This window comes from Streptomyces sp. CA189 (genome assembly GCF_056428985.1).
Map to the genome: position 1 here is coordinate 61,798 of NZ_JBWJVM010000008.1, position 22,991 is coordinate 84,788.

At 70.0% G+C, this 22,991-nt stretch carries 18 protein-coding genes; 13 read left to right on the plus strand and 5 right to left on the minus strand.

Annotation, left to right across the window (positions count from 1 at the left end; genetic code table 11):
- The first annotated feature begins 61 nt into the window (after positions 1 to 61).
- From AC061S_RS09175 to AC061S_RS09205, 7 genes are all read left to right on the plus strand, one after another.
- On the plus strand, positions 62 to 1,933 hold the full coding sequence (locus AC061S_RS09175) for an oleate hydratase (protein WP_478685346.1): 1,872 nt from the start codon (positions 62 to 64) through the stop codon (positions 1,931 to 1,933).
- 243 nt (positions 1,934 to 2,176) lie between these two features.
- Complete coding sequence (locus AC061S_RS09180; RefSeq protein ID WP_478685347.1) at positions 2,177 to 3,484, plus strand: tetratricopeptide repeat protein; 1,308 nt, start codon at positions 2,177 to 2,179, stop codon at positions 3,482 to 3,484.
- 418 nt (positions 3,485 to 3,902) lie between these two features.
- A complete protein-coding gene (locus AC061S_RS09185) occupies positions 3,903 to 5,063 on the plus strand; it encodes a S8 family peptidase (protein WP_478685348.1) in 1,161 nt (386 codons plus the stop codon).
- A gap of 143 nt (positions 5,064 to 5,206) precedes the next feature.
- A complete protein-coding gene (locus AC061S_RS09190) occupies positions 5,207 to 6,544 on the plus strand; it encodes a M14 family metallopeptidase (protein WP_478685349.1) in 1,338 nt (445 codons plus the stop codon).
- 119 nt (positions 6,545 to 6,663) lie between these two features.
- Entirely contained in the window at positions 6,664 to 7,344 is a 681-nt protein-coding gene (locus tag AC061S_RS09195) for an esterase/lipase family protein (protein ID WP_478685350.1), read from the plus strand.
- Positions 7,345 to 7,453: 109 nt separating this feature from the next.
- Complete coding sequence (locus AC061S_RS09200) at positions 7,454 to 8,431, plus strand: helix-turn-helix transcriptional regulator (RefSeq protein ID WP_478685351.1); 978 nt, start codon at positions 7,454 to 7,456, stop codon at positions 8,429 to 8,431.
- Between the two features lie 342 nt (positions 8,432 to 8,773).
- Positions 8,774 to 10,789 (plus strand): PKD domain-containing protein, encoded by a 2,016-nt coding sequence (locus AC061S_RS09205; protein ID WP_478685352.1) that lies wholly within the window; start codon positions 8,774 to 8,776, stop codon positions 10,787 to 10,789.
- Positions 10,790 to 11,102: 313 nt separating this feature from the next.
- Here the strand turns inward: AC061S_RS09205 and AC061S_RS09210 are convergent, their stop codons facing one another.
- From AC061S_RS09210 to AC061S_RS09220, 3 genes are all read right to left on the minus strand, one after another.
- Entirely contained in the window at positions 11,103 to 11,807 is a 705-nt protein-coding gene (locus AC061S_RS09210; protein ID WP_478685353.1) for a 4'-phosphopantetheinyl transferase family protein, read from the minus strand.
- A 67-nt stretch (positions 11,808 to 11,874) separates the two neighbouring features.
- The gene (locus AC061S_RS09215) at positions 11,875 to 12,366 is read right to left on the minus strand and encodes an iron chaperone (protein ID WP_478685354.1); all 492 of its coding nucleotides are present in this window, start codon (positions 12,364 to 12,366) and stop codon (positions 11,875 to 11,877) included.
- 72 nt (positions 12,367 to 12,438) lie between these two features.
- Positions 12,439 to 12,894 (minus strand): carboxymuconolactone decarboxylase family protein, encoded by a 456-nt coding sequence (locus tag AC061S_RS09220; RefSeq protein ID WP_478685355.1) that lies wholly within the window; start codon positions 12,892 to 12,894, stop codon positions 12,439 to 12,441.
- Between the two features lie 216 nt (positions 12,895 to 13,110).
- Here AC061S_RS09220 and AC061S_RS09225 point away from each other — a divergent pair, with 216 nt between their 5' ends.
- Together AC061S_RS09225 and AC061S_RS09230 are read left to right on the plus strand one after the other, a co-directional pair.
- Entirely contained in the window at positions 13,111 to 15,564 is a 2,454-nt protein-coding gene (locus AC061S_RS09225) for an ATP-binding protein (RefSeq protein WP_478685356.1), read from the plus strand.
- A gap of 99 nt (positions 15,565 to 15,663) precedes the next feature.
- Positions 15,664 to 15,867: a hypothetical protein gene (locus AC061S_RS09230; RefSeq protein ID WP_478685357.1), complete on the plus strand. Its 204-nt coding sequence runs from the start codon at positions 15,664 to 15,666 to the stop codon at positions 15,865 to 15,867.
- Here AC061S_RS09230 and AC061S_RS09235 read toward each other — a convergent pair.
- Positions 15,864 to 17,024, minus strand: a complete 1,161-nt coding sequence (locus AC061S_RS09235) for an alpha/beta hydrolase (RefSeq protein WP_478685358.1) — start codon at positions 17,022 to 17,024, stop codon at positions 15,864 to 15,866. The two genes, AC061S_RS09230 and AC061S_RS09235, sit on opposite strands and share 4 nt — an antisense overlap.
- A gap of 236 nt (positions 17,025 to 17,260) precedes the next feature.
- Here AC061S_RS09235 and AC061S_RS09240 point away from each other — a divergent pair, with 236 nt between their 5' ends.
- From AC061S_RS09240 to AC061S_RS09250, 3 genes are all read left to right on the plus strand, one after another.
- Complete coding sequence (locus tag AC061S_RS09240; RefSeq protein ID WP_478685359.1) at positions 17,261 to 18,085, plus strand: inositol monophosphatase family protein; 825 nt, start codon at positions 17,261 to 17,263, stop codon at positions 18,083 to 18,085.
- A gap of 121 nt (positions 18,086 to 18,206) precedes the next feature.
- Complete coding sequence (locus AC061S_RS09245; RefSeq protein ID WP_478685360.1) at positions 18,207 to 19,628, plus strand: phytoene desaturase family protein; 1,422 nt, start codon at positions 18,207 to 18,209, stop codon at positions 19,626 to 19,628.
- Between the two features lie 40 nt (positions 19,629 to 19,668).
- Positions 19,669 to 20,528, plus strand: a protein-coding gene (locus AC061S_RS09250; protein WP_478685361.1) for an IS5 family transposase whose coding sequence is annotated in 2 segments (ribosomal slippage) — positions 19,669 to 20,017 and positions 20,017 to 20,528 — 861 coding nt in all. Because the reading frame shifts where the segments join, the coding sequence is not laid out codon by codon here.
- Positions 20,529 to 20,537: 9 nt separating this feature from the next.
- Here the strand turns inward: AC061S_RS09250 and AC061S_RS09255 are convergent.
- A complete protein-coding gene (locus AC061S_RS09255; protein ID WP_478685362.1) occupies positions 20,538 to 21,122 on the minus strand; it encodes a DinB family protein in 585 nt (194 codons plus the stop codon).
- A 281-nt stretch (positions 21,123 to 21,403) separates the two neighbouring features.
- Here AC061S_RS09255 and AC061S_RS09260 point away from each other — a divergent pair, with 281 nt between their 5' ends.
- Positions 21,404 to 22,858 carry an NAD(P)/FAD-dependent oxidoreductase gene (locus AC061S_RS09260; protein ID WP_478685363.1) on the plus strand — a complete coding sequence of 485 codons (1,455 nt, stop codon included), beginning with the start codon at positions 21,404 to 21,406 and terminating at the stop codon, positions 22,856 to 22,858.
- Positions 22,859 to 22,991: the final 133 nt, after the last annotated feature.

Sequence of the window (22,991 nt, forward strand, 5' to 3'; positions counted from 1 at the left end):
GAAATGCTGGATATCGCCACGATTGGCGATATTGGCGCCGTCCCCGAATTCCATCCAGGGGGTGACGCCCGGCAATGCGAAGGCCGCGGCGTCCGCGTCGCAGGGAGAGGTCACCATGTACTACGGCAGCGGGAACTACGAGGCATTCGCACGTCCGCGCAAGCCTGAGGGGGCGGAGCGGAAAACGGCATGGTTCGTGGGCTCCGGAATCGCTTCGCTCGCCGGCGCCGCCTTCCTCATCCGCGACGGACACATGAGCGGCGACCGGATCACGGTCCTGGAACAGCAGAAACTTCCGGGGGGCGCGCTGGACGGCATCAAGGAGCCGAAGAAGGGCTTCGTCATCCGCGGGGGCCGCGAGATGGAAGACCACATGGAGTGTCTGTGGGATCTGTTCCGGTCGATCCCCTCGATCGAGAGCGAGGGCGCCTCGGTCCTCGACGAGTTCTACTGGCTGAACAAGGACGACCCCAACTTCTCCCTGCAGCGGGTCACCGAGAACCAGGGGCAGGACGCTCACACCGACGGGCTGTTCGCTCTCAGTGACCGTGCGCAGAAGGACATCTTGAGGATCTTCCTCGCTACTCGCGAGGAGATGGAGGGCAAACGCATCAGCGAGGTCTTCAGCCGAGACTTCCTGGACAGCCACTTCTGGCTGTACTGGCGCACGATGTTCGCCTTCGAGGAGTGGCACAGCGCCCTGGAGATGAAGCTGTACCTGCACCGCTTCGTGCACCATGTGGGCGGTCTTCCCGACCTGTCCACTCTGAAGTTCACCAAGTACAACCAGTACGAGTCGCTCGTTCTCCCGCTGACCCGGTGGCTGGTCGGCCAGGGAGTGACTTTCCAACTCGACACCGAGGTCACCGACATCGGCTTCGACATCACCTCGGACCGCAAGCAGGCGACCCGCATCCACTGGATCTCCGCCGGAGGGGTGGGGGGATGCGACCTCGGCGCGGACGACCTCGTCTTCACCACGATCGGTTCCCTCACCGAGAACTCGGACAACGGTGACCACTACACCGCGGCCCGCCTGGACGAGGGCCCGGCCCCGGCATGGGATCTCTGGCGGAAGATCGCGAGCCACGATGATTCGTTCGGCCGCCCCGAAGTGTTCTGCGGCAACATTTCCGAGAGCAAATGGGAGTCGGCCACCCTCACCACACTCGACTCGCGGATCCCGAAGCTGATTCAGAGGATCGCCAAACGCGACCCGTTCAGCGGCAAGGTCGTGACGGGTGGCATCGTCACCATCAGGGATTCCAGCTGGCTCATGAGTTGGACGGTCAACCGGCAGCCCCACTTCAAACAGCAGCCGTCCGACCAGATCGTCGTGTGGCTCTACGGGCTGTTCACCGACCGCCCCGGCGACTACGTGAAGAAGCCGATGCAGGACTGCACCGGGGAAGAGATCACCCAGGAGTGGCTCTACCACCTCGGCGCCCCCACCGACGAGATCGCTGAACTCGCGGCGAACGGCGCTACGTGCGTGCCGGTGATGATGCCCTACGTCACCGCCTTCTTCCTGCCCCGCCGGGCCGGGGACCGCCCGGACGTGGTACCCAGGGGAGCGGTGAACTTCGCGTTCATCGGCCAGTTCGCCGAGACCACCCGTGACACGATCTTCACCACCGAATACTCCGTACGCACGGGCATGGAAGCCGCCTACCAACTGCTCGGCATCGACCGCGCCGTACCGGAGGTGTTCAACTCCACCTACGACATCCGCAGGCTGCTGGAAGCCGTCGGCCGGCTGCGGGACGGCGCGACACTCCACCTGCCGGGCCCCGAGATCCTCCGCAAGCACCTGCTGCGCAAGCTGGACTCGACCGAGATCGGGGAACTGCTGACGGAATTCGGCCTCATCGCGACACCAGATGGCCGAGCCCCGCTCATGCGCGGCGTCGGCGGTCAGCCCGGCGGCGAATGAGGCCAGGCCGCACTGCTCGTCGGCGCAAACGTCGGCGATCGCCCCAGCCGGTCGCCCTCGCGGTTGGTCATGACGGTCGCGCAGGTCCGGACGCGGCCCGGGTCTTCGGAGGCGGTCGGGCGAGTCTCGGGTCGGCTCCGGAGCAGTGTCAAGGACCGAACATCCCCTGAGGTCAGTTGAGTTGTATCCGACCGGAGATGAGTCCCCGCAAACCGGACGGATCGAGGGCCTAGAGTGACCGCTATGTCTGACGAGGTGTTTCCCCTGGGGGCCGATGTCGAGGGGATCGGGGCGCGGATGCTGCGTCTGCGTACCGAGCGGCAGGTCACCCAGTCCTATCTGGCGGGGGAGCTGTTCACCCGCGCCTACGTCTCGTCGATCGAGGGGGGCAAGCGCACCCCGTCACCCCGAGCGACTTCCCACTTCGCCGAGCGCCTCGGCGTCACCATGGAAGACCTGTGTTACCGGTACGAGCCGGGCCGGCGCCGGGATCTGTGGACCGTGCTCACCGAAGCCCGGCTCGCACTGTCCCTGGGCGAGGTGGAGCGCTCCATACAGAGCTACCAGGACGTCGTCACCGCGGCCGAATTCCATGGCGACCCGGAGCTCGGCGCCGCCGGACGGTGCGGCCTGGGCCTGGTGGCGCGGCACCAAGGAGACCCGGCCCGCGCGCTTGGCCTGTTCACCGAAGCCGAAGCCCTGCTGGCGGGCCGACCGCTGGACATCCGGCTGCAGGCCGTGATCGGGCAGATGGGATCATTGTTCGCCCGCGGAGACATCAGCGGCGCCCTCGCACTCGCCGAGGAGAACCTGCGCACCGCCCGCCTGACCCGCCAGACCACCGCGGACTTCGCACTGCGCGCGGCGACCGTTCTGCCCCTTGTCGAGCGCGGGGATCTCGATCAGGCGTCGGCCGCAGCGAACGCCGCTCTGGAAATAGCCCCACGAGTGAAGGATCCCGAAGTCCTGGCGCAGGGCTATTACCACATCAACCGCGTCCTGACGGCGACGGCACGGTATGAGGAAGCACGGCAGGTACTGGCCCGCGCACTGGCCCTCTACGAGCACCTGCGCATGCGCACCGAGACCGGCATGTGCCACTTCGCCCACGGGTATCTCTGCGCCCGGCAGGGTGACCTCGAGCATGCCCGGGACAGCCTCCGTCACGCGGGGGCCGTCTTCGCCGAGACGCGGGCGGTGCCGCGCCAGGTCAACGCCCTGGCCGAACTCGCCGAAGTCCTGCGCCGCCTGAAGCAAGCGGACGAGGCCGCCGCCCTCCTCGATCAATGCCGCGCACTGTCCGAGCAGTACCACGATCCCGAACAGGCCGCCGAACTGGACCGCGTCGGGGCGCAGATCGCCGTGGATCGCGGGGACACGGCGGGCGGCGAGGCGCTGTTCCGCTCGGCCATCGACCGCTACCAGGGCCTCGGCGCCGCGCTGGAAGTAGCCACGACCTGCCGAATCCTGGGCGACATGCTGATCCACCGGGGGCGCACCGACGAGGGAGCGGCCATCTATCGCCGCGGCCTGATGTCCCTGGAAAAGTAGCGATCGGGAGGAACGCCACCCAGCGCCTCTTCGGTTCGCCTCCGCCCGCGTCAACAAGGCGCTGTCGATACAGGTCTCTTGACGGTGCATCACGTGGAGGGCACACTTCCATCTGCGAGGTAACAGCACTCGATATCCCTGTTGACACACCTGGCGCGGCCACCGGATTCCCGCTTCCGCCGTCTCGGACGCGAGAGCCTCGGCCCGGGGCGTCACGGCCCATGGGGGGTAACAGGGGTCCCGACGAGTGCTGTTGCCTCGCCGCCTCACCCGGCACCAACGCACCTCGCGCCACGCCGTGCCCTCACTCAGGCGCGGCGCCCATAGCCCGTACGTGTCCGTAACCCGGTCAACGAAAGGTCTGGTGCACCACATGCGTCCCCTCACGCGCCGACTGAGCGCTCTCGTCCCGATTGTCATGCTCACGGCAGGAATGCAGGTCGCGGGTTTCCCCGCACACAGCGCGGCCTCCCCCGCCGCGGGTGATGTCCGGCTGGCCGCGGCCGCCACCGCGATCTCCGACAGCTGGATCGTCGTCCTCAAGCAGAACACCCGCTCCACCGACGTCGCGGGAGAACTGGCCCGCCTCGGGGGCGGCCGCCTCACCCACGTCTACCGCAGCGCGCTCAACGGCTTCTCCGTGAAGATGACCCAAGCGCAGGCCCGCGCACTCGCCGCCGACCCGCGCGTCGCCTACGTCGAGCAGGACGCGGCGGTGACCGCCACGGCGACGCAGCCCAACGCGACCTGGGGCATCGACCGGATCGACCAGCGCAACCTCCCGCTCAGCGGCACGTACACGTACAACACCACCGCCTCCAACGTGCGCGTCTACGTCATCGACACGGGGCTGCGCACCTCGCACGCCGAGTTCGGCGGCCGGGCCTCGATCGGTACCGACACCGTCGGCGACGGCCAGAACGGCAACGACTGCAACGGCCACGGCACGCATGTCGGCGCCACCGCCGCCGGCTCCACCTACGGCGTGGCCAAGGCCGCGTCCGTGATCGGCGTCAGGGTCCTGAACTGTGAGGGATCCGGAAGCAATTCCGGTGTGATCGCGGGCGTGGACTGGGTCACCGCCAACGCGATCAAGCCCGCCGTCGCCAACATGAGTCTCGGCGGCGGCGCCAACACCTCGGTCGACAACGCGGTCAAGAACTCAGTCGCCTCCGGGATCACCTACTCGCTCGCGGCCGGCAACGGCAACTTCCTGGGCCAGCCGCAGAACGCCTGCAACTCCTCCCCGGCACGGGTCGCGGAAGGCATCACGGTCGGCGCAACCGACAGCGCCGACAAGCGCGCCTCCTGGTCCAACTACGGCACCTGCCTCGACCTGTTCGCGCCCGGTGTGAGCATCACCTCCGCCTGGAAGGACAGCAACTCCGCCACCAAGACCATCAGCGGCACCTCGATGGCCGCCCCGCACGTGGCCGGCGCCGCCGCCCTGTACCTGGCGAACAACACCTCGGCCACGCCCGCCCAGGTCCGTGACGCCCTCGTCAACGGAGCCACCAACGGCAAGGTCCAGGACCCCAAGACCGGTTCGCCGAACAAGCTCCTCTACACCCTCTTCTGAGCCTTGTGAGCCCCGGCCGGGTCCGTCACCCGCCCCGGGGCTCCGCCCAGAAGAACCCTGGTCTCCTGGCGGGCGGGCGTCACATGTCCCCGCACCCCGCCCGCCGGGCGCCACCAGTCCTGCCCCCACCTCCAGGAGAGACCATGCGAATCCGCATGCGCAGCAAGAGATCCGCCGCGCTCGCCGCCTTACTCGTCCTCGCCATCGCGACCCCGCTCACCGTCTCCGCGACAGCGGCCCCACCGCCCCGGCCCTCCACCGCGACCGTCGACGAGGACATCCGGCAGTATCTGGTCGACGGCCCCTCCACCAGCGCCGCACGCACCGTGCTCGCCGCCACCGGCGTCTCCATCGACGAGGTGGACGCCCGGTCGGTGGTCATCAGCGCCGACACACTGCAAGCCAAACAGCTGCGCGCACAGGGGTACTCGCTCAAGGCCGTGCCCGGCCCGACGGCGCACTCCCACGACGGCGGAGTGGGGGCCATGGACTTCCCGTCCGCCGACTCGAAGTACCACAACTACGCCGAGGCGATGGCCGAGATCGACCAGCGGATCGCCCAGTACCCGAGCACCATGAGCAAGCGGGTGATCGGCAAGTCCTACGAGGGCCGGGACATGATCGCCATCAAGATCAGCGACAACGTCGGGACGGACGAGAACGAGCCCGAGATCCTCTTCACCGCCCACCAGCACGCCCGTGAGCACCTGACCGTCGAGATGGCCCTCTACCTGCTGCGCGAGTTCGGTGAGGACTACACCACCGACTCCCGCATCGCGGGCGCCGTCAACGGGCGCGAGATCTGGATCATCCCCGACCTCAACCCGGACGGCGGCGAGTACGACATCTCCACCGGCTCCTACAAGAACTGGCGCAAGAACCGCCAGCCCAACGCCGGATCCACGGCCATCGGCACGGACGAGAATCGCAACTGGGACTACAAGTGGGGCTGCTGCGGCGGCTCCTCCTCCAGTAAATCCTCGGACACCTACCGAGGCGCCGCCCCCGAATCCGCCCCCGAGGTGAAGGTCGTCTCCGACTTCGTCCGCTCCCGTGTGGTGGGCGGGAAGCAGCAGATCACCGCCGGCATCGACTTCCACACCTACAGCGAACTGGTGCTGTGGCCCTTCGGCTACACCAACGCCGACACCGGCCCGGGCATGACCCAGGACGACCGCGACGCCTTCGCGACCGTCGGCCAGAAGATGGCCGCCAGCAACGGCTACACCGCCGAACAGTCCAGCGACCTGTACATCACCGACGGATCCATCGACGACTACCTCTGGGGCACCCAAAGGATCTTCGGCTACACCTTCGAGCTCTACCCCAAGAGCGCCTGGACCGGCGGCTTCTACCCGCCCGACGAGGTCATCGAACGTGAAACGAGCCGCAACCGTGACGCCGTCCTGCAGTTGATCGAGAACGCGGACTGCATGTACCGCTCCATCGGCAAGCAAGCCCAGTACTGCCCCGCCTCCTAGCCCGCCGCCCGGTACCTCACCGACACCGTCGTGCGGCATGGCGCCGGGCCGGCACCCTCCCCGCGCCGGCACCATCCGCTGTCAGCCGCACGACGGCCCCCCCACCCCAGGAGACAGTGATGCGACGCCGCCCCCTCTTCCTCACGGCCGCCGTCCTCGCCGCGATGGTCGGTCTCTCGACGCAGAGCCCTGCCCTCGGAGCGCAGTCCGCGGCCGCGGGCCCCGACCCGATCGTGTTCGTCCACGGCTGGAACTCCAGCGGCTCCACTTGGGACACCATGGCCGGCCGGTTCAAGACCGACGGATGGCCCGCCAGTCACGTCAGCCAGTGGACGTACAACACCAGCCAGTCCAACGCCACGACCGCATCCCAGCTCGCCCAGGAAATCGACCGCGTCCTGGCCGCCACCGGAGCGGCCAAGGTGGACGTGATCACCCACTCCATGGGCGGCCTCTCCTCCCGCCACTACCTCAAGAACCTCGGCGGCGACACCAAGGTCGACGCCTGGATCTCCCTCGGCGGGCCCAACCACGGCACCGACACCGCCTACTTCTGCGGCGGAGCCTCCTGCACCGAAATGCGCCCCGGCTCCACCTTCCTGAACGCCCTCAACTCCGGCGACGAAACCCCCGGCACCTCCCGGTACGCCACATGGTGGTCGGCGTGCGACAGCGTCATCAACCCCGACAGCAGCGTCCCCCTCAGCGGCGCGACCAACACCAAGACGGCCTGCCTCAGCCACGGCGAACTGCGCACCGACCAGACCGTCTACAGCCAAGTCAAGACCTTCGTCGGCTGACACACGCCCACGCTCCGCGCCACCCGGATCAGGTTCTACGGGCCTGTCGCCGTGCTCACCGCGCCCGGGGGCCCGCATCAGGACGACGCCGAGAAGGGGAGCACAACCGATGCCGGACAGTGCCGGTGGGGCACGGATGCTGGAACCGCTGGGTGTGGGTGGTGTGGAGGGCTCCGTCTACATGCACGTACTCTCCGAACGCAACAGCACTGTGGCCGATCTTGCGGGTCGTACCGGCATGGCTCCCGGCCGGGTGCGCAGAGCGCTGGCCGCTCTGGTGGAGGCCGGACTCGTCACCCGGGTCGCCGGCAAGCCCGTCCGCTACCTGCCCGCCCCGCCGGACGTGGCGGTCGACGCTCTGGTCCGGCGCCGCCAGCAGGAGCTGGAGCAGGTTCGTGGCCACGCGAGAGCCCTGGCCGATCAGCTGCGGGAGGCTCCGCGGAGCCGTGTCGACATGGTCGAAATGGTCGAAGGCGAGCAGGCCGTGGTGGAGCACGTACTGAGGCTCCAGCTCGGGGCGAGGCGGGAAGTGCTCATCGTCGACTGTCCTCCCTACCTCTACCGGCCGACCGCGGGGAACCCGCAGGAATCGCAGTCCATGCGTCGCGGTGTCACGTACCGGGCCATCTACCACGCACCCATGCTGGAAGAACCGGGCCGTATGGACGACCTGTTGGCCAATATCGCCGCGGGCGAGCGGGCGCGCGTACTCCCTGCGGTGCGAATGAAAATGGTCATCGCCGATGGACGGCAGGCGTTGATCCCGGTCAGTTTCGACGCCACCGAACTGAGCAGTCTGATCCTGGTCCACGCGTCGCCGCTGCTGACCGCCCTCGTGACATCGTTCGAGCATCTCTGGGCGCAGGCCGTACCCGTGTCCGGTGGCCAGAACGGCGTCGAGCCGGGCAAGTCGGACCGCGACATGCTCACCATGCTCGCCGCCGGCATGAAGGACCGGGCCATCGCAAGGGCGCTGGGCATCACGGAGCGCAGCGTCACCCGGCGGGTCGCCCACCTACTGAAGACGCTCGGCGCGGAAACACGTTTTCAGGCGGCGCTGCGGGCGGCCAAGCTGGGCTGGCTCTAGTGCTGTGACCGGAAAGGTTCACCGTGTCACGGCGCCCGGCACGGCACCTCGCCGCGTTGTCGGACCACGACGGTACGTCCAGTACGAGTCGGGGTCCTCCGCCTTGCGATGCACCGCACCGGACACCGCGACCCGGCAAACCTTCCCGGCCACAGCACTAGACCTGTCGCGCCCCTCTTCGCGTCGGCGGTGCCCGCCCGGCAGCCGGCCCCGGCAAGGGCGTGTCCGCTACCCGTCGAACGTCTGCTTTCAGACCCAGTAGATGACCTGCACATGACACCACCCCCTCATAGAGTGCGCCTCACCCCACCCCCGCAGTGTTTCGAGAAGGGGCACAACAGCGTGATACGAAGAGTGTTCGCATGCTGCGTCACAGCCGCCAGTACCTTCCTCTTCACCTTCGCATGGGCCGCCCCGGCGCAGTCGCAGCCGGAGCTGTCGTCTCAGCAGTCCCACTACATCGTGACGTTCAAGAGCTCGGTGGCCGACCCCGCCGGTCTCGCCGACGAGCAGGTCCGCCGGCATGACGGCTCGGTGAAGTCCGTCTACCGGCACGCCCTGAAGGGCTACTCCGCGAAGCTCCCCGCTTCGTCGGTCACACGCCTGCGGTCCGACCCGCGGGTCGCCTCCGTCGAGCTTGACCAAGTGGTCACCATCACCGCGCAGACCGTGCCGACCGGGGTGCAGCGGATCTTCGCCGACGAGAACGCCGACCTCGACATCGACGGCGTGGACGACGTCCGGACCGACGCCGACATCGCGATCCTGGACACCGGTATCGACCACGACCACCCCGATCTGGACGTGGTCGGACGCACCAACTGCGCCTACGGATTCGTGGGCTGCAACGACAACGACACAGAATCCGCCATGGACGACAACCACGGTCACGGCAGCCACGTGGCCGGCTCCGCGGCGGCGATCGACAACGGGATCGGCGTCGTCGGCGTAGCACCCGGCGCCCGGCTGTGGTCGGTCAAGGTCCTCAACGACTCGGGCAGCGGCTCCTTCAGCGACATCGCGGAAGGCCTCGACTGGGTGGCCGCCCGATCGACGACGATCGAGGTCGCCAACCTGAGCCTGGGCTGCGAGTGCACCAGCGAGGCCATCTCCACCGCCATCACCAACCTGGTGGACAAGGGCGTCGTCGTCGTGGTGGCCGCGGGCAACAACGGCAAGAACGCATCCACCTTCTTCCCGGCCAACCACCCCGATGTGATCACCGTCTCAGCACTCGCCGACTTCAACGGCGCCCCTGGCGGCGGCGCCGCCTCGACCTGCCGGGCAGAGACCGACGACACCCTGGCCGACTTCTCCAACTTCGGGTCCACCGTGGAGATCGCGGCCCCTGGCACGTGCATCTACTCGACCTCCCTGGACGGTGGCTACAGCACGCTGTCGGGCACATCCATGGCCAGTCCGCACGTCGCCGGCGCTGCCGGCTACTACGCCGGCCTGGACAACCCGAACAACCGGGCCGACGTGCTGAAGATCCGCGATGACCTCATCTTCTCAGCGAACTCCGGCTGGACCGACGACTCCGGCGACGGTGTGAAGGAACCGCTCCTCGACGTAGCCGCGCCGTCCGACCCGACCCAGCCCAGAGCAGGGTTCACCGCCACCTGCGGGCCGACCAACTGCACCTTCGACGCATCCGGCTCCACCGATGACGGCGCCATCACCACGTACACGTGGACGTTCGGCGACGGATCCACCGGCAGCGGCAAGACCGCCTCGCACACCTACGCCCCGGACAAGGTGTACACCGTCACCCTGAAGGTCACCGACAACACCGGCAAGACCGACGAGACCAGCCAGGGCATCGTCGTCGGCAACCCGCCGCCCACCGCTTCCTTCGCCGGCAGCTGCGGCAGCCCGCGCGTCTGCACCTTCGACGCCTCCGCCTCCAGTGATCCCGGCGGATCGGTCAGCAGCTACGCGTGGACGTTCGGAGACGGCACCACCGGCACCGGAAAGGCGCTCTCGCACACGTTCCCCGCCCCCGGCGGCGGCACCTACACCGTGAAGCTGACGGTCACCGACAACCAGGGCAAGACCGCCACCACAACCAAGACGATCACCGCCCCGCCCAACAAGCTGCCGGTCCCCGCGATCAGCGCGGGATCCTGCCTGGCGTCCACGCATAGCTGCTACCTCAACGGGTACCAGACGTCAGACCCTGACGGCGGCTTGGCCTCCACGTTCACCTACAAGTGGGAGTTCGGCGACGGCACGACCGCCGCCGGCGTCAGCGTCCATCACAGGTTCCCCGCCGCCGGCACGTACACCGTCAAGCTCACCGCCACTGACGACGAAGGCACCAGCGCCTCCACGACGAAGTCGGTCGTCGTCCCGTAATCCCGAGATCAACAGTGCCGAGGTGGCGGGGCGCTCGCGCCCCGCCCCTTGCTTGATCAGCACCTTGAGCGCGCTGACACCGTGGTGTTCGACGTGCCCACGTCCACGCCTTGCTGCGCTGCGGAACGCCACAGGAGCTCGCCGGGCAACCGTCGGGTTGAACTGAGGGCCGTCAAGCGGAGGGTGCAAGGGGATGAGGGCGGCCAGCAGCACGCTGGGTCCCGATCGATGCTGCCCGGCAGCAGGGTGTTGATCGCCTCTGGTCCACCGGCAGGCGGAGTCGATGGCCACGGCGAACATGCCATCCCGGTGTTCAGCGGCCGAGCGTCTCCGCCACGGCGGCGGTGAAGCCCGGGGGGACGGCCACGTCCGTCAGGGACCAGCCCGGCACGCCGTTCGCCGGGGTGTCGCCCGTGCCCAGGTAGTCGAGGGCGAGACCCCGGGCGAGACCGATGCCCAGGCCCTTGAGGTACGCCTCCTTGCGGACCCAGACGCGGCCGAAGGCCTCGGGGCGCTCCTCCGGGGGCAGGGCCGCCAGCTCCGCGGCCTCCCGAGGGTGCAGCTGCCCGGCGAGCTCGCGTACGGCCACTGCCGGGACCAGCCTCTCCACATCGGCTCCCACCGGTACCGGGCCCACCGCGATCAGCGCGAGCCGGTCGCTGTGCGACAGGGAGAAGTGGACGGGCCCGTCTTCGGACACCGGCCGTCCGTGGGGGCCGCCGCACGAGGGGCACGGTGCGCGGGTGATCCGTACCCGGCCCGGGGCGAGGTCCAGCCAGGACCCGAGCACGACCCGCAGCGCCACGTGGGCGGCGACGTAGCGGCGGCCGTCCTCCTCGCGCACGAAGGCGGCCGCCCGCCGGTGCTCGGCCGGGTCCAGGGCCTCCGGGGCCAGCCGGGCCGCCGCGCCGTCCCGGTCGTCGGTGTCCACCAGCCAGACGGCCGTCGACGAGGCCGACGGCGCCCGCGCGGCGGTCGGGGACTGCGAACCGATCGTGAGGACATGGGGTTTGAGCACGATCGGTTCGTTCTCCTCGGTCCGGCGCCGGCGCCGGCGCCGGTGCGGGCTGTGGCAGGGCTGGGTATCAGTGTGCCGCGCTTTTCACGAGCGTGGCGATCTTCGCCTCGTCCTCGGCCGTCAGCCGCGTCAGGGCGTAGGAGGTTGGCCACATGGAGCCCTCGTCGAGGAACGCCTGGTCGCTGAAGCCGAGCGTCGCATAGCGCGCCTTGAACTTCTCCGCGCTCTGGAAGAAGCAGACCACCTTGCCGTCCCGGGCGTACGAGGGCATCCCGTACCAGAGCTTCGGCGCGAGGCCGGGCGCGCTCGCCTTGACGACGGCGTGGATGCGCTCCGCCATGACCCGGTCGGAGCCCTGCATTTCGGCGATCTTCGCGACCACGTCGGCTTCCTCCGCTGCCGCCTTGTCGGCGCGCGATCCGCGGCGGGCCGCCGCCTTCAGCTCCTTGGCGTGGTCCTTCATCGCGGCTCGCTCCTCGTCCGTGAACCGCGCGGACGTGTCGGCGGCGGGGGTCTTGGCGGAAGTCGTGGTCTCGGCCGGCTTGCGGGTGTTCGTCATGGCGGTGTTCCTCCCGGGAGTTGGGGTGATGGCCTGGATTGTCATACTAGGAAGCGAGGCGGTCGGCGCCCGTCATCCCCACGCGCCGGCGATCTGGCGGGTCGTGGCGTTGAGCCGGTTGAACAGGTTGGTGACACCGATCATCAGGACGAGCGCGGCCAGCTGCTTCTCGTCGAAGTAGGTGGCGGCCGTGTCCCAGACCTCGTCGCTCACCGCGTCGGGACGGTCGGCCAGCCGGGTCGCGGCCTCGGCGAGCAGCAGGGCGGCCCGCTCCTCTTCGGTGAAGTACGGGGTCTCGCGCCAGACGGCGACCGTGGCCAGCCGCTCGTCGCTCACCCCGGCCTTGCGGGCCGACTTGGCGCCGCCGTCCACACAGGCGCTGCACCCGTTGATCTGGCTCACCCGCAGGTGCACCAGCTCCAGGATCTGCCCGTCCACTCCACCGGAGTGCACGGCCTTGAAGATCTCCTGGATGGGCTGCATCGCGCCGGACAGGACGACCGCGGGGTTCTGCATACGGGACTGCATCTCGGTGTGCTCCTCTACTGGCGTTCGGTCCTCCGGGTTCCCGGTCCTCCGGGTTCCCGGCTCCCCCTCGGGGTGTGACTCCATGACAGCCGCAGCGGCCCGCCGCGGCGATGGCGGTGGGACACCCCGGGACAGCCGGAACATCCTTGACCAGCGGATATGCGGCCCGGGATAATTCGGGCGCGGCGGGACAGAGATACGGGGGGAACCGTGGACATGGAACGGCGGTCGGCCGGGGCCGACCCGCAAGAGGAGCTGGCCGCGCGGCTGCGGCTGCTCCAGGAGCTGTCCGGGCTCGGGGTACGGGCCCTCGCGAGGGACGCGGGACTCAGCTCCTCCTCGCTCTCGCGCTACCTCAGCGGCCAGACCGTGCCGCCCTGGCCCGCGGTGGTCGCCCTCTGCCGACTGGTCAAACGCGATCCGCGCCCGCTGCGCCCCCTCTGGGAACTCGGGTCCGCCAATCCGCTGCCGGCGCCCCCGAAGGCCAGCCGCCAGGTCCAGCCGAGGCCCCGCAACGATCTGCCGCGCGACGTACCCGACTTCACCGGGCGAGAGGCCCAACTCGTCGCCGTGCTCGGCGCGGTGGACAGCCACCGGGGTGCCGTCGTCGACGGCATGGCGGGCGTGGGCAAGACCTGCCTGGCCGTGCACGCCGCCCACCGGCTCGCCGCCGACTACCCGGACGCCCAGCTCTACGTGGACCTGCACGGCTTCACCGAGGGCCGGGACCCCCTCGATCCCGACTCCGCGCTGCGGATGCTGCTCGGGGCGCTCGACGTGCCGTCCGAGAGGGTCCCGCAGGAGGGCCTGGAACAGCTGGCGGCGTGCTGGCGCGCGGAACTGGCGGGCCGGCGGGCCCTGGTGGTCGTCGACAACGCCGCCGACGCGGACCAGGTCCGCCCGCTGCTCCCCGGCGCCGGTGACTCCGTCGTCCTGATCACGAGCCGCAACCGGCTGCTGGGCCTGGACGAGGTGCCCCCGGTGTCACTGGACGTGCTCAGCCCGCGGGAGAGCGCGGAGCTGCTGGCCCGGGCCAGCGGGGACACCGGCGGCCCCGAAGGCCGGCTGGCCCGCGAACCGGAGTCCGCCGCCGAGGTGCTGCGGCTGTGCGGCCACCTGCCGCTGGCCCTGCGGCTGGCCGCGGCCCGGCTGCGGCACCGGCCGGGCTGGACGGTGGGCATCCTCGTGGAGCGGCTGGCGGAGGGGGCGAGCGAGTTCGACACCGCGTTCGCCATGTCCGTACGGCAACTGGACCGGTCCCAGGCCCGGTTGTTCCGGATGCTGGGCCTGCTGCCCGGCGGCTCCTTCGACGTGTACGCGGCCGCGGCCCTGGCGGACGTACCGCTGTCCGGCGCCCGGGCGATGCTGGAGGACCTGGTCGACGCGCACCTGGTCCAGCAGCCCACGGCCGGCCGCTACCGGCTGCACGACCTGGTGCACCAGCACGCGCGCGGCGCCTGCGCGGAGCAGGACTCCCCGGCCGAGCGGGAGCGCGCGCTCGGCCGCTTCCTCGACTACTTCGTGCACGCGGCGGCCGCGGCCGACGCCGCGATGCCGGTCCTCTCGCCGGGCCGGCCCCCCACCGCGGGCCGGCCCCCGGCCGCACTGCCGCGGTTCGCCGACAAGAACGCGGCCTGCGCCTGGCTCGTCTCGGAGTACGAGACGATGATCGCCGCCTTCGAGACGGCGGTCGCCGTCGGGGCGGACGCGCACGTGTGCGAGCTGCCGCGCTTCCTGCGGGCGTACTTCGCACGGCGCTGCGGAACGACCCACCTCAACCACCTCTTCGAGCGCTCGCTGGCCGCCGCCGAACGCCTGGGCGACCCGCTGCGCCTGGCCGAGGCCTACAGCGACCTGGGCTTCGCGCGCTACAACGCGGGCCGGATGGCCGAGGCCGCGGCCGCGTACGAGGCGGCCGGACTCCGGGTCGCGCAGACGGGCGACACCCGCTCGGAAGCCGAACTGGCCCTGCGCCGCGGCTATCTGAGCTGGGACCGGGGGAGCGCCGAGGAGCCGCTCGAACTCTTCCGGCTGGCCGGAAAGCTCTACGGGGAAGCCGGCCTCCCGGCGGGCACGGCCCACGCGGCCGCCTCGGAGGCCTGGGCGCTGCTGCAACTCGGAGACCGCGAGGAGGCGGCGCGACGGGCCCGGGAGGTGCTGGACGTCTCCCACCCGGACCCCGCGTGGCCGCCCACCCTGACGGCCCGCATCACCCTCGGCATGGCCATCGCCGGGGAGGCGCCCGAGGAGGCGTCGGAGCACCTGCACCGGGCGCTGGCGCTGGCCCGCGAGGACGGGCACGTGAACAACGAGGCGTGGTCCCTCAACTGCCTGGGCGTCGGGCTGCGCCGGATGGGCCGGTACGAGGAGGCCCTGGCCAGCCACCGGGAGGCGTTCGCGCTGCTCGACGAGCTCTTCGAGGAACACTGGAAGGTCCGGTTCCTGGGCGGCTACGCCGAGACCTGCCGGCTCGCCGGCCTGCCCGAGGAGGCCCTGCGCCTGCACCGGCAGACGCTGGAGCTGGCCCCCGGGCTCGGCTACCGGCACGAGGAGGCGCTGGCCCACGAGGGGATCGCGGTCCTGCGCGACGACACGGACCCGGCGGCGGCCGCCGAGCACCGCACGGCGGGGCTGGCCGTCCTGGAGGAGCTCGGCGCCGGGGCGAGCTGAGCGGATCGTCCCGATGCTGTTGCAGGACTCCGGCCGGTCCTGACAGCCTGGTTCCCGAGCCGGCCCGACCAGGGGCCGGCCGGACCCGGGGGGACCAGCATGAACGTCAGAACCGCCGCCATAGCCGCCACCGCAGCCTTGGCCCTGGCCGGGCTGGGTGCGGGCCCGGCCTTCGCGGACAACCACAGCAGCGTCGCGCCGCAGGGCCAGGGCGGGACGTCCGGGGAGCAGGGCGCGCAGTACGTGCAGGGGGATCAGGGCCCGCAGTTCCTCCACATGGCGGACGGCGCCTACGAGCACTAGGCCGTCTCCGGCCCCCAGCCGTTGGGGCAGGGGGCCGGAGACCCCGTGGCAGGGCCGTATGCATAGGCCACGAAGTCCTTGAGCTCCGGTCCCCAGTAGGGCCACGCGTGGTCGCCCGCGCCCCGGCAGTAGCGGTGGGTGACCGCGCGGTCCTTCAGGTCCTGGTGGAGCGCCGCGGTCATGGCGCCGATCTCCTTCTCGCCGGTACCGCCGGTGCCGCCGGCGTACAGGGCCATCTTCCCGCCGTACGGGGCGTACGCGCCGTCGAGCGCCAGGTTGACCGGGTTCTGCCCGGGCCAGGTGCTCGGCGGGCCGAAGACCGTGGCCATCCGGTACGGGGTGTCGCCCGTCACGCGGAACTTCCCGTCGAACAGGCCGGTCCACAGGATCGAAGCCCCCACCTGCCAGGTGGAGTTGGTGATGATGCTCTGCGCGCCCGGGTCGTAGATGTCCGTGCCGGGCGAGAAGGCACCGACGGCGGAGAACAGCTCCGGGTGGCGGCCGGCGTAGCGCAGGGCCCCGTAGCCGCCCATCGAGACACCCGCGACCGCCCGCCCGGACGCCGCCCGCACGGTGTTGAAGTTGGCGTCGATCCACGGGACCAGTTGCTGGATGTGGAAGGTCTCCCACTGCGGGGCGAAGAAGCCGTCCGTGTGCCCGGGCCAGTCGCTGTACCAGCCGGCCTTGCCGCCCTCCGGCATCACGACGATGCCCTCGAAGGCCGAGTCCTCCAGGTTCGCCGTGACGTTGCCCTCGTCGGTCTTGGACCACTGCTCCACGTCGCCCGAGCCGCCGTGCAGCAGGTAAAGCACGGGGTAGGGGCGGGCCGGGTCCCGCCGGTAGTCCTCCGGCAGCAGGATCCGTACCCGTACCGGCACCTGGACCGGATCGATCGACGGGGTGCCGCCGTGCGCGGCGAAGACCGCCGAGGTGGTCACGGAGGCGTCGCCCATGCGTTCGCTCTGCCCGGCGGCCGCCGACCAGGTCCGCAGGGTGAGCCCGGCGGCGTTGGGCGCGGGCAGGGAGGGCAGGACGGACGCGGCGCCCACGGGGGCGGCGGGCGCGGTGACCACGAGCGCGGCCGCGGCGGTGGCGGCGGTCGCGAGGAGGGCCGCGGCGCGGCGGAGGGGGAGGAAGGGGCGGCGGTGGCGGCGCATGAGGGGCTCCCAGACGGTGGTGTGGGGGAGGGGGAGGGGGAGAGGGAGGGGGAGGGCCGGGCCCGGCCGGTGTAGCACGGGCGGTCGGAGCCCACCAGGCGGTGGGCCGGTTCCGGTCCTCACCGCCCGCTGCCGCCGTGTGCCCGGCGGCGCGTTCACCCGCGGTCCACCCGGGGTCCGGCCGCCCGCCGGGTCCGGCGGTGGGGATTGTCAGCCGGGCGTGCTTTGCTGGAGGCATGATCGATGAATTCCTCGCCCGGAACCTGCCCGACGTCGACGAAGCCGTTCGCAAAGCGGCCGCGATCGAGATCATGCCGAGATTCCGCCAGCTCGCCGATCACGAGGTGGACCAGAAGAGCGGCCCGCACGACCTGGTGACCGACGCCGACCGCAAGGCGGAGGAGTACCTCACGGCCGCCCTGACGCGGCTGCTGCCGGGCTCCGCGGTGGTGGGCGAGGAAGCGGTGCACGCCGACCCGGGGGTGTACGCGGCGCTGCGCGCCGACGCCCCGGTGTGGATCGTGGACCCCGTCGACGGGACCCGGCAGTTCGTGCACGGGGACCCGGCGTTCTGCACCCTGGTCGCGCTCGCGCACCGCGGGGAGCTCCTCGCCTCCTGGACCTTCGCCCCGGCGCTGGAGGAGATGGCCACCGCCGTGCGCGGACAGGGCGCGTACGTCAACGGCGAGCGGATCCTGAGCGGTTCGCCGCAGCCCGGCGCCGAGCTGCGGGTCGCGACCGCCCACCCGCTGTACACCACCGAGGACGAGCGGCGCGTCCTGGCGCGCCTCGACGTTCCCGGGGTGGTCTCCCGAGCCTGTGGTTCGGCGGGCCTGGAGTACCTGAAGGTGGCCCGGGGAGAGATGGACGGCCTGGCCTTCAACTGGCCCTCGGCCTGGGACCACGCGGCCGGGCTGCTCCTGGTCGCCGAGGCGGGCGGCTCCCAGAGCACCGTCGACGGGGTCCCCTTCCGGGTGGACCGGGACAACGCGCTGCCGTTCGCGGTCGGCCGGGACGAGGCCACGGCCGTACGGATCCGGGAGCTGCTGCGGGGCGCATGACCCCGCGGCCGACCCGGCGGCTGAGCCCAGGGCGAACGGAATCGGCGCAGCTCGCGGAGCCCGCCTATGGACAGGCGCAATACCCTGGGGGCGGTGGCGCCGCCGGACGAAGGAGTCGCAAGTGCCGTCGATCCTCGATGCGGTCGTGGTGGGGGCCGGGCCCAACGGGCTGACGGCCGCCGTTGAACTGGCCCGGCGCGGCTACTCGGTGGCCGTCTTCGAAGCCGCGGACACGGTCGGCGGCGGGGCCCGGACCGAGGAGCTCACCCTCCCCGGCTTCCGGCACGACCCCTGCTCGGCGGTACACCCGCTCGGCGCCGGTTCCCCCGTCTTCTCCACCATGCCCCTGAAGCGGTACGGGCTGGAGTGGCTGCACGCCCCGCTGCCCATGGCGCACCCCTTCGACGACGGCACGGCGGCCGTGCTCTCCCGCTCCGTCGCGGAGACGGCCGCGTCCTTCGGGGCCCGCGACGCGGGCACGTACCGGCGGCTGGTCGAGCCGTTCCTCGGCAAGTGGGACACCCTCGCCCGGGACTTCATGTCGCTGCCGAACACCGCGCTGCCGCGTGACCCGCTCACCCTCGCCCGCTTCGGGCTGGCCGGGCTGCCGCCGTCCACCTGGCTGCTGAGCCGCTTCCGCGACGACCGCGCCCGCGCCCTGTTCGCCGGCCTCGTCGCGCACGTCATCGCCCCCCTCGGCGGGATCGGCACCAGCGCCGTCGGCCTGGTCTTCGCCCTCGCCGCGCACGCGAACGGCTGGCCGGTGCCGCGCGGCGGCTCCCAGTCGATCTCCGACGCCCTCGCCGGGTACCTGCGCGACCTCGGCGGGACCGTCCACACCGGGTTCGAGGTCAAGCGGCTCGACGACCTGCCGCCGGCCCGCGCGTACGTCTTCGACACCTCCCCGACCGCGCTGGCCCGCATCGCGCGCCTGGGCCGGGTCTACGACGGCTACCGCTACGGCGCCTCCGTGTTCAAGCTGGACTACGCCCTGGACGGCCCCGTCCCCTGGACCGCCGAGGAGCCGCGCCGGGCCGGCACCGTGCAGATCGGTCCGCGCACCCGCGACATCGACGCGGCGCTGCAACTGGCCTCCGGCGGGCGGGTCCCGCGCACCCCCTTCCTCATCGCCGCCCAGCCCAGCCTGGTCGACCCCGGCCGGGCGCCCGAGGGCAAGCACACCTTCTGGGTGTACGGGCACGTCCCGGCGGGCTGGGACGGCGACCTCACCGAAGCCGTCGAGCGCCAACTCGAGCGCTTCGCCCCCGGGTTCCGCGACCTGGTGCTCGCCCGCGCCACGGCGGGCCCGCCGCAGCTCGCCGCCCGCAACCCGAACTACGTCGGCGGCGACATCGCTTGCGGGGCCGCCTCCGGGCTCCAGCTCCTGCTGCGCCCCAAGCTCACCCTGTCCCCGTACAACACGGCCCACCCGGCCGTGTTCCTGTGCTCCTCGGCCACCCCGCCCGGCCCCGGCGTGCACGGCATGTCGGGCCACAACGCGGCCAAGGCCGTCTGGCGCCACCTGCGCGCGAAGGGCGCCTAGGCCGTGTCTTCAAAGGGTTCTGATGGGGGATCATGGGGGCATGGTGCGTCGTCATGAGCTTGCGGATGTGGAGTGGGAGGCGTTGTCCGCGCTGTTGCCGCGGGCGTCGTCGGGGCGGCCGCGGTTGGACGACCGGCAGGTGCTGAACGGGATCGTGTGGAAGCTGCGGACGGGTACTGCCTGGCGTGATGTGCCGGCCCGGTACGGGCCTTGGCAGACTCTGTATACGCGTTTTCGCAGGTGGGCGCTGGACGGGACGTTCACGCGGATGCGGGCCTCGGTCCAGGCAGAGAAGGACGCGGCCGGTGACATCGACTGGCTGGTGTCCGTGGACTCCACCGTCGCGCGGGCCCATCAGCATGCCGCCGGCGCCCGCAAAAAAGGGGAGGGCAGGGGGACGAAATATACGATCACGCCCTCGGTCGATCCAGAGGCGGACTGACGACGAAGATCCACCTCGCCTGCGACGGCCGCGGCCGGCCGCTCGACTTCGTCCTCACCGGCGGCAACGCCGCCGACTGCACCCGCTTCGAAGAGGTCATGGACACCATCCACGTCCGGCGAATCGGGCCAGGTCGACCACGAACGCGCCCGGACCACGTCCTGGGCGACAAGGGCTACAGCTCTCGCAAAATACGCGCCTACCTGCGCAAACGCGGGATCGCCCACACCATCCCCGAACGCCGCGACCAGCGCGCCAACCGATCCCGCCGAGGCCGCGTCGGCGGCAGACCATCCGGCTTCGACAAGCGAATCTACAAGAACCGCAACGTCGTCGAACGTTGCTTCAACCGTCTGAAGCAGTTCCGCGCGATCGCCACCCGCTACGACAAGACCCGCGAGTCCTACCAGGCAGCCGTCACCATCGCGTCCCTGTTCCTCTGGCTAAGACCTCTTTGAAGACACGGCCTAAGGCTCGATCGGTACGGCCGACCTGGCGGCCTGCTCGATCTTCGCGCAGTAGGCCGCACGTGCTTCCTCGTCGATCTGCTTCTCGAGTTCGGCGCGCAGCCCGGTCCGGCCGTCGAGGCCCTCGCGCAGGACATCGGCGTGACCGGCATGCCGGATGGACTCGCCGAGGACATGGACCATGACGGCGAACAGGTTCGTGTCGGCATAAGGCTCCGGCCACCACGGCACGTGGCCGGGGGCGTCGAGGGGAAGCTCGTTGATCGTCGCGTCCGAGTGTTCCCACGTACGCCGGTAGAACCCGATGATCTGATCGCGGGTCTCGTCCTCGGTCGCCCACAGATCGCTGCCGTCGGAGTCCTGCCACCGGGGCAGCGGTTCCGGGGAAGGGCGGTCGAAGACCTCGCCGAAGTACCTGGCCTCGACGGTGGCCACGTGTTTGACCAGGCCGAGGAGGTTGGTCCCGGTCGCTGTCAAAGGCCGGCGGGCGTCGTATTCGGACAAGCCGTCGAGTTTCCAGAGCAGCGCCTCGCGGTCCCGCCGCAGTCTCCCGTGCAGGTTGTCCTTCGCGAATTCATCGATCATGCGGCACGAGCCTGCCACGGGCTGCTCGTGGTCTCAAGATCCCGCACGTGGCCCGCAACGACTGCAGGGCCCGAGGACCGGCCACGGCTGCCGCCCCGACCTGCTACGAGAAGCTCGCGAAACGTGCCACGTGAGACAACCTCTCCATCTGTATATCCCGGGAATAAAAGCTGCATCAATTCACGATGTAACTTCCGCCCCGGCGGAACGTAAGTGGTACTTCGGGTAAGCGTCGCTACCACCTTCGATGAAGAAGCTTGCGCTGTCGGCTTCTCCATGGATTGACTGTCGAGCGACGCCGCGTTTCGAGCCAAAACGAGGAGGGGCATGAGGTTGATTCGCTTTTCCTGCTCGCGATCGTGCGCTATTCAGTCAAGCCGGTTGAAGAGGGGTTGGGAATGACCGTAGACTTTGATGTGATCGTAGTGGGGGGCGGCCCGGGCGGATCCACCACGGCTTCGTATCTCGCCAAGGCAGGGCTTTCGGTCGCGGTATTCGAGAGCGAGATCTTTCCCCGGCCGCACGTCGGTGAGTCGCTGGTCCCGGCCACCACGCGCGTTCTGCTGGAGACCGGCGCGATGGCGGAGATCGAGGCGGCCGGTTTCCCCAAGAAGTACGGCGCCTCGTGGACGACCCCCGACACCTACAGGAAGGTCCATGAGGCCCCCCTCGCGCTGGATTTCGACGGCCATGCCGAGGTCGCCTTCGGCGAGCGTGCGCAGGAGGGGGTCGACCGGATCTTCACCTACCATGTCGACCGCGGTAAGTTCGACCTCATCCTGCTCAAGAACGCCGAGTCCCTGGGCGCGAAGGTGTTCCAGGACGTCCGCGTGCAGAAGGTCGATTTCGACGACGCGGACAAGGTGACCGTGACCGTCGGCATGGGCCCGCGCACCGTGGACTTCACTTCGCGCATCGTGGTCGACGCGTCGGGTCGCAGCACGTTCCTCGGCCGGCAGCAGAAGCTGAAGGTGCCGGACCCGCACTTCAACCAGTACGCCATCCACACCTGGTTCGAAGGCCTCGACCGGAAGGCGCTGGCCAAGTCGCCCAAGGAAATCGACAACATTCACGTCCACTTCCTTCCGGTCAGCGACACCTGGGTCTGGCAAATCCCGATCACGGACACCATAACGAGCATCGGTGTGGTGACCCAGAAGAAGAATTTCGGTAAACTCAACGCGGATCGCGAGGAGTTTTTCTGGGAGTTCGTCAGCACGCGGCCGGATCTCGCGGAAGAGCTGAAGAAGTGTGAGCGGGTACGACCGTTCAAGGCGGAGGGCGACTACAGCTATTCGATGGACCAGGTCAGCGGAGACCGGTACGTCATGGTCGGAGACGCGGCCCGGTTCGTCGATCCCATCTTCTCCAGCGGCGTCGGCATCGCCATGAACACGGCCCGTTTGGCGTGCGAGGACATCGTCGCGGCGTTCAAGGCCGACCGCTACGACGCCGCACAATTCGCCGAGTACGCTCGCCTCCAGAAGATCGGAACGCGGAACTGGTACGAGTTCATTTCGATCTACTACCGGCTGAACCTCCTCTTCGGAATCTTCGTGCAGCATCCGAGGTACCGCTTGGACGTCCTGCAGCTCCTCCAGGGAGACATGTACGAGGAGCGTCCCAGGGCCTTGACCGCCATGCGCGCGGTCATCGATGACGTGGAGAGGGACCCGAAGCACGCCTGGCATCCCTATCTGGGAACCATCCGGGCGTCGGAGCCCGCGGGCCGCTGAGGCTGCCGGCCCGACACGTAGGCGGCGAAGCTCCGGTGGAACGGGGTGGGCTTCCCAAGTCACCCTGAACCACCGGAGCTTCGACGTGCCGTCGGTCTGTCACCGTATGAGTTTTGAGGAGTTTTCGTGAGGA

Excerpts from the sequence above, each read along its gene's own strand:
- AC061S_RS09195 (WP_478685350.1), top strand. The coding sequence starts at position 6,664 with ATGCGACGCCGCCCCCTCTTCCTCACGGCCGCCGTCCTCGCCGCGATG.
- AC061S_RS09235 (WP_478685358.1), bottom strand. The coding sequence starts at position 17,024 with ATGCGCCGCCACCGCCGCCCCTTCCTCCCCCTCCGCCGCGCCGCGGCC.
- AC061S_RS09225 (WP_478685356.1), top strand. The coding sequence starts at position 13,111 with ATGGAACGGCGGTCGGCCGGGGCCGACCCGCAAGAGGAGCTGGCCGCG.
- AC061S_RS09230 (WP_478685357.1), top strand. The coding sequence starts at position 15,664 with ATGAACGTCAGAACCGCCGCCATAGCCGCCACCGCAGCCTTGGCCCTG.
- AC061S_RS09200 (WP_478685351.1), top strand. The coding sequence starts at position 7,454 with ATGCCGGACAGTGCCGGTGGGGCACGGATGCTGGAACCGCTGGGTGTG.
- AC061S_RS09180 (WP_478685347.1), top strand. The coding sequence starts at position 2,177 with ATGTCTGACGAGGTGTTTCCCCTGGGGGCCGATGTCGAGGGGATCGGG.
- AC061S_RS09215 (WP_478685354.1), bottom strand. The coding sequence starts at position 12,366 with ATGACGAACACCCGCAAGCCGGCCGAGACCACGACTTCCGCCAAGACC.
- AC061S_RS09255 (WP_478685362.1), bottom strand. The coding sequence starts at position 21,122 with ATGATCGATGAATTCGCGAAGGACAACCTGCACGGGAGACTGCGGCGG.
- AC061S_RS09190 (WP_478685349.1), top strand. The coding sequence starts at position 5,207 with ATGCGAATCCGCATGCGCAGCAAGAGATCCGCCGCGCTCGCCGCCTTA.
- AC061S_RS09240 (WP_478685359.1), top strand. The coding sequence starts at position 17,261 with ATGATCGATGAATTCCTCGCCCGGAACCTGCCCGACGTCGACGAAGCC.
- AC061S_RS09220 (WP_478685355.1), bottom strand. The coding sequence starts at position 12,894 with ATGCAGTCCCGTATGCAGAACCCCGCGGTCGTCCTGTCCGGCGCGATG.
- AC061S_RS09185 (WP_478685348.1), top strand. The coding sequence starts at position 3,903 with ATGCTCACGGCAGGAATGCAGGTCGCGGGTTTCCCCGCACACAGCGCG.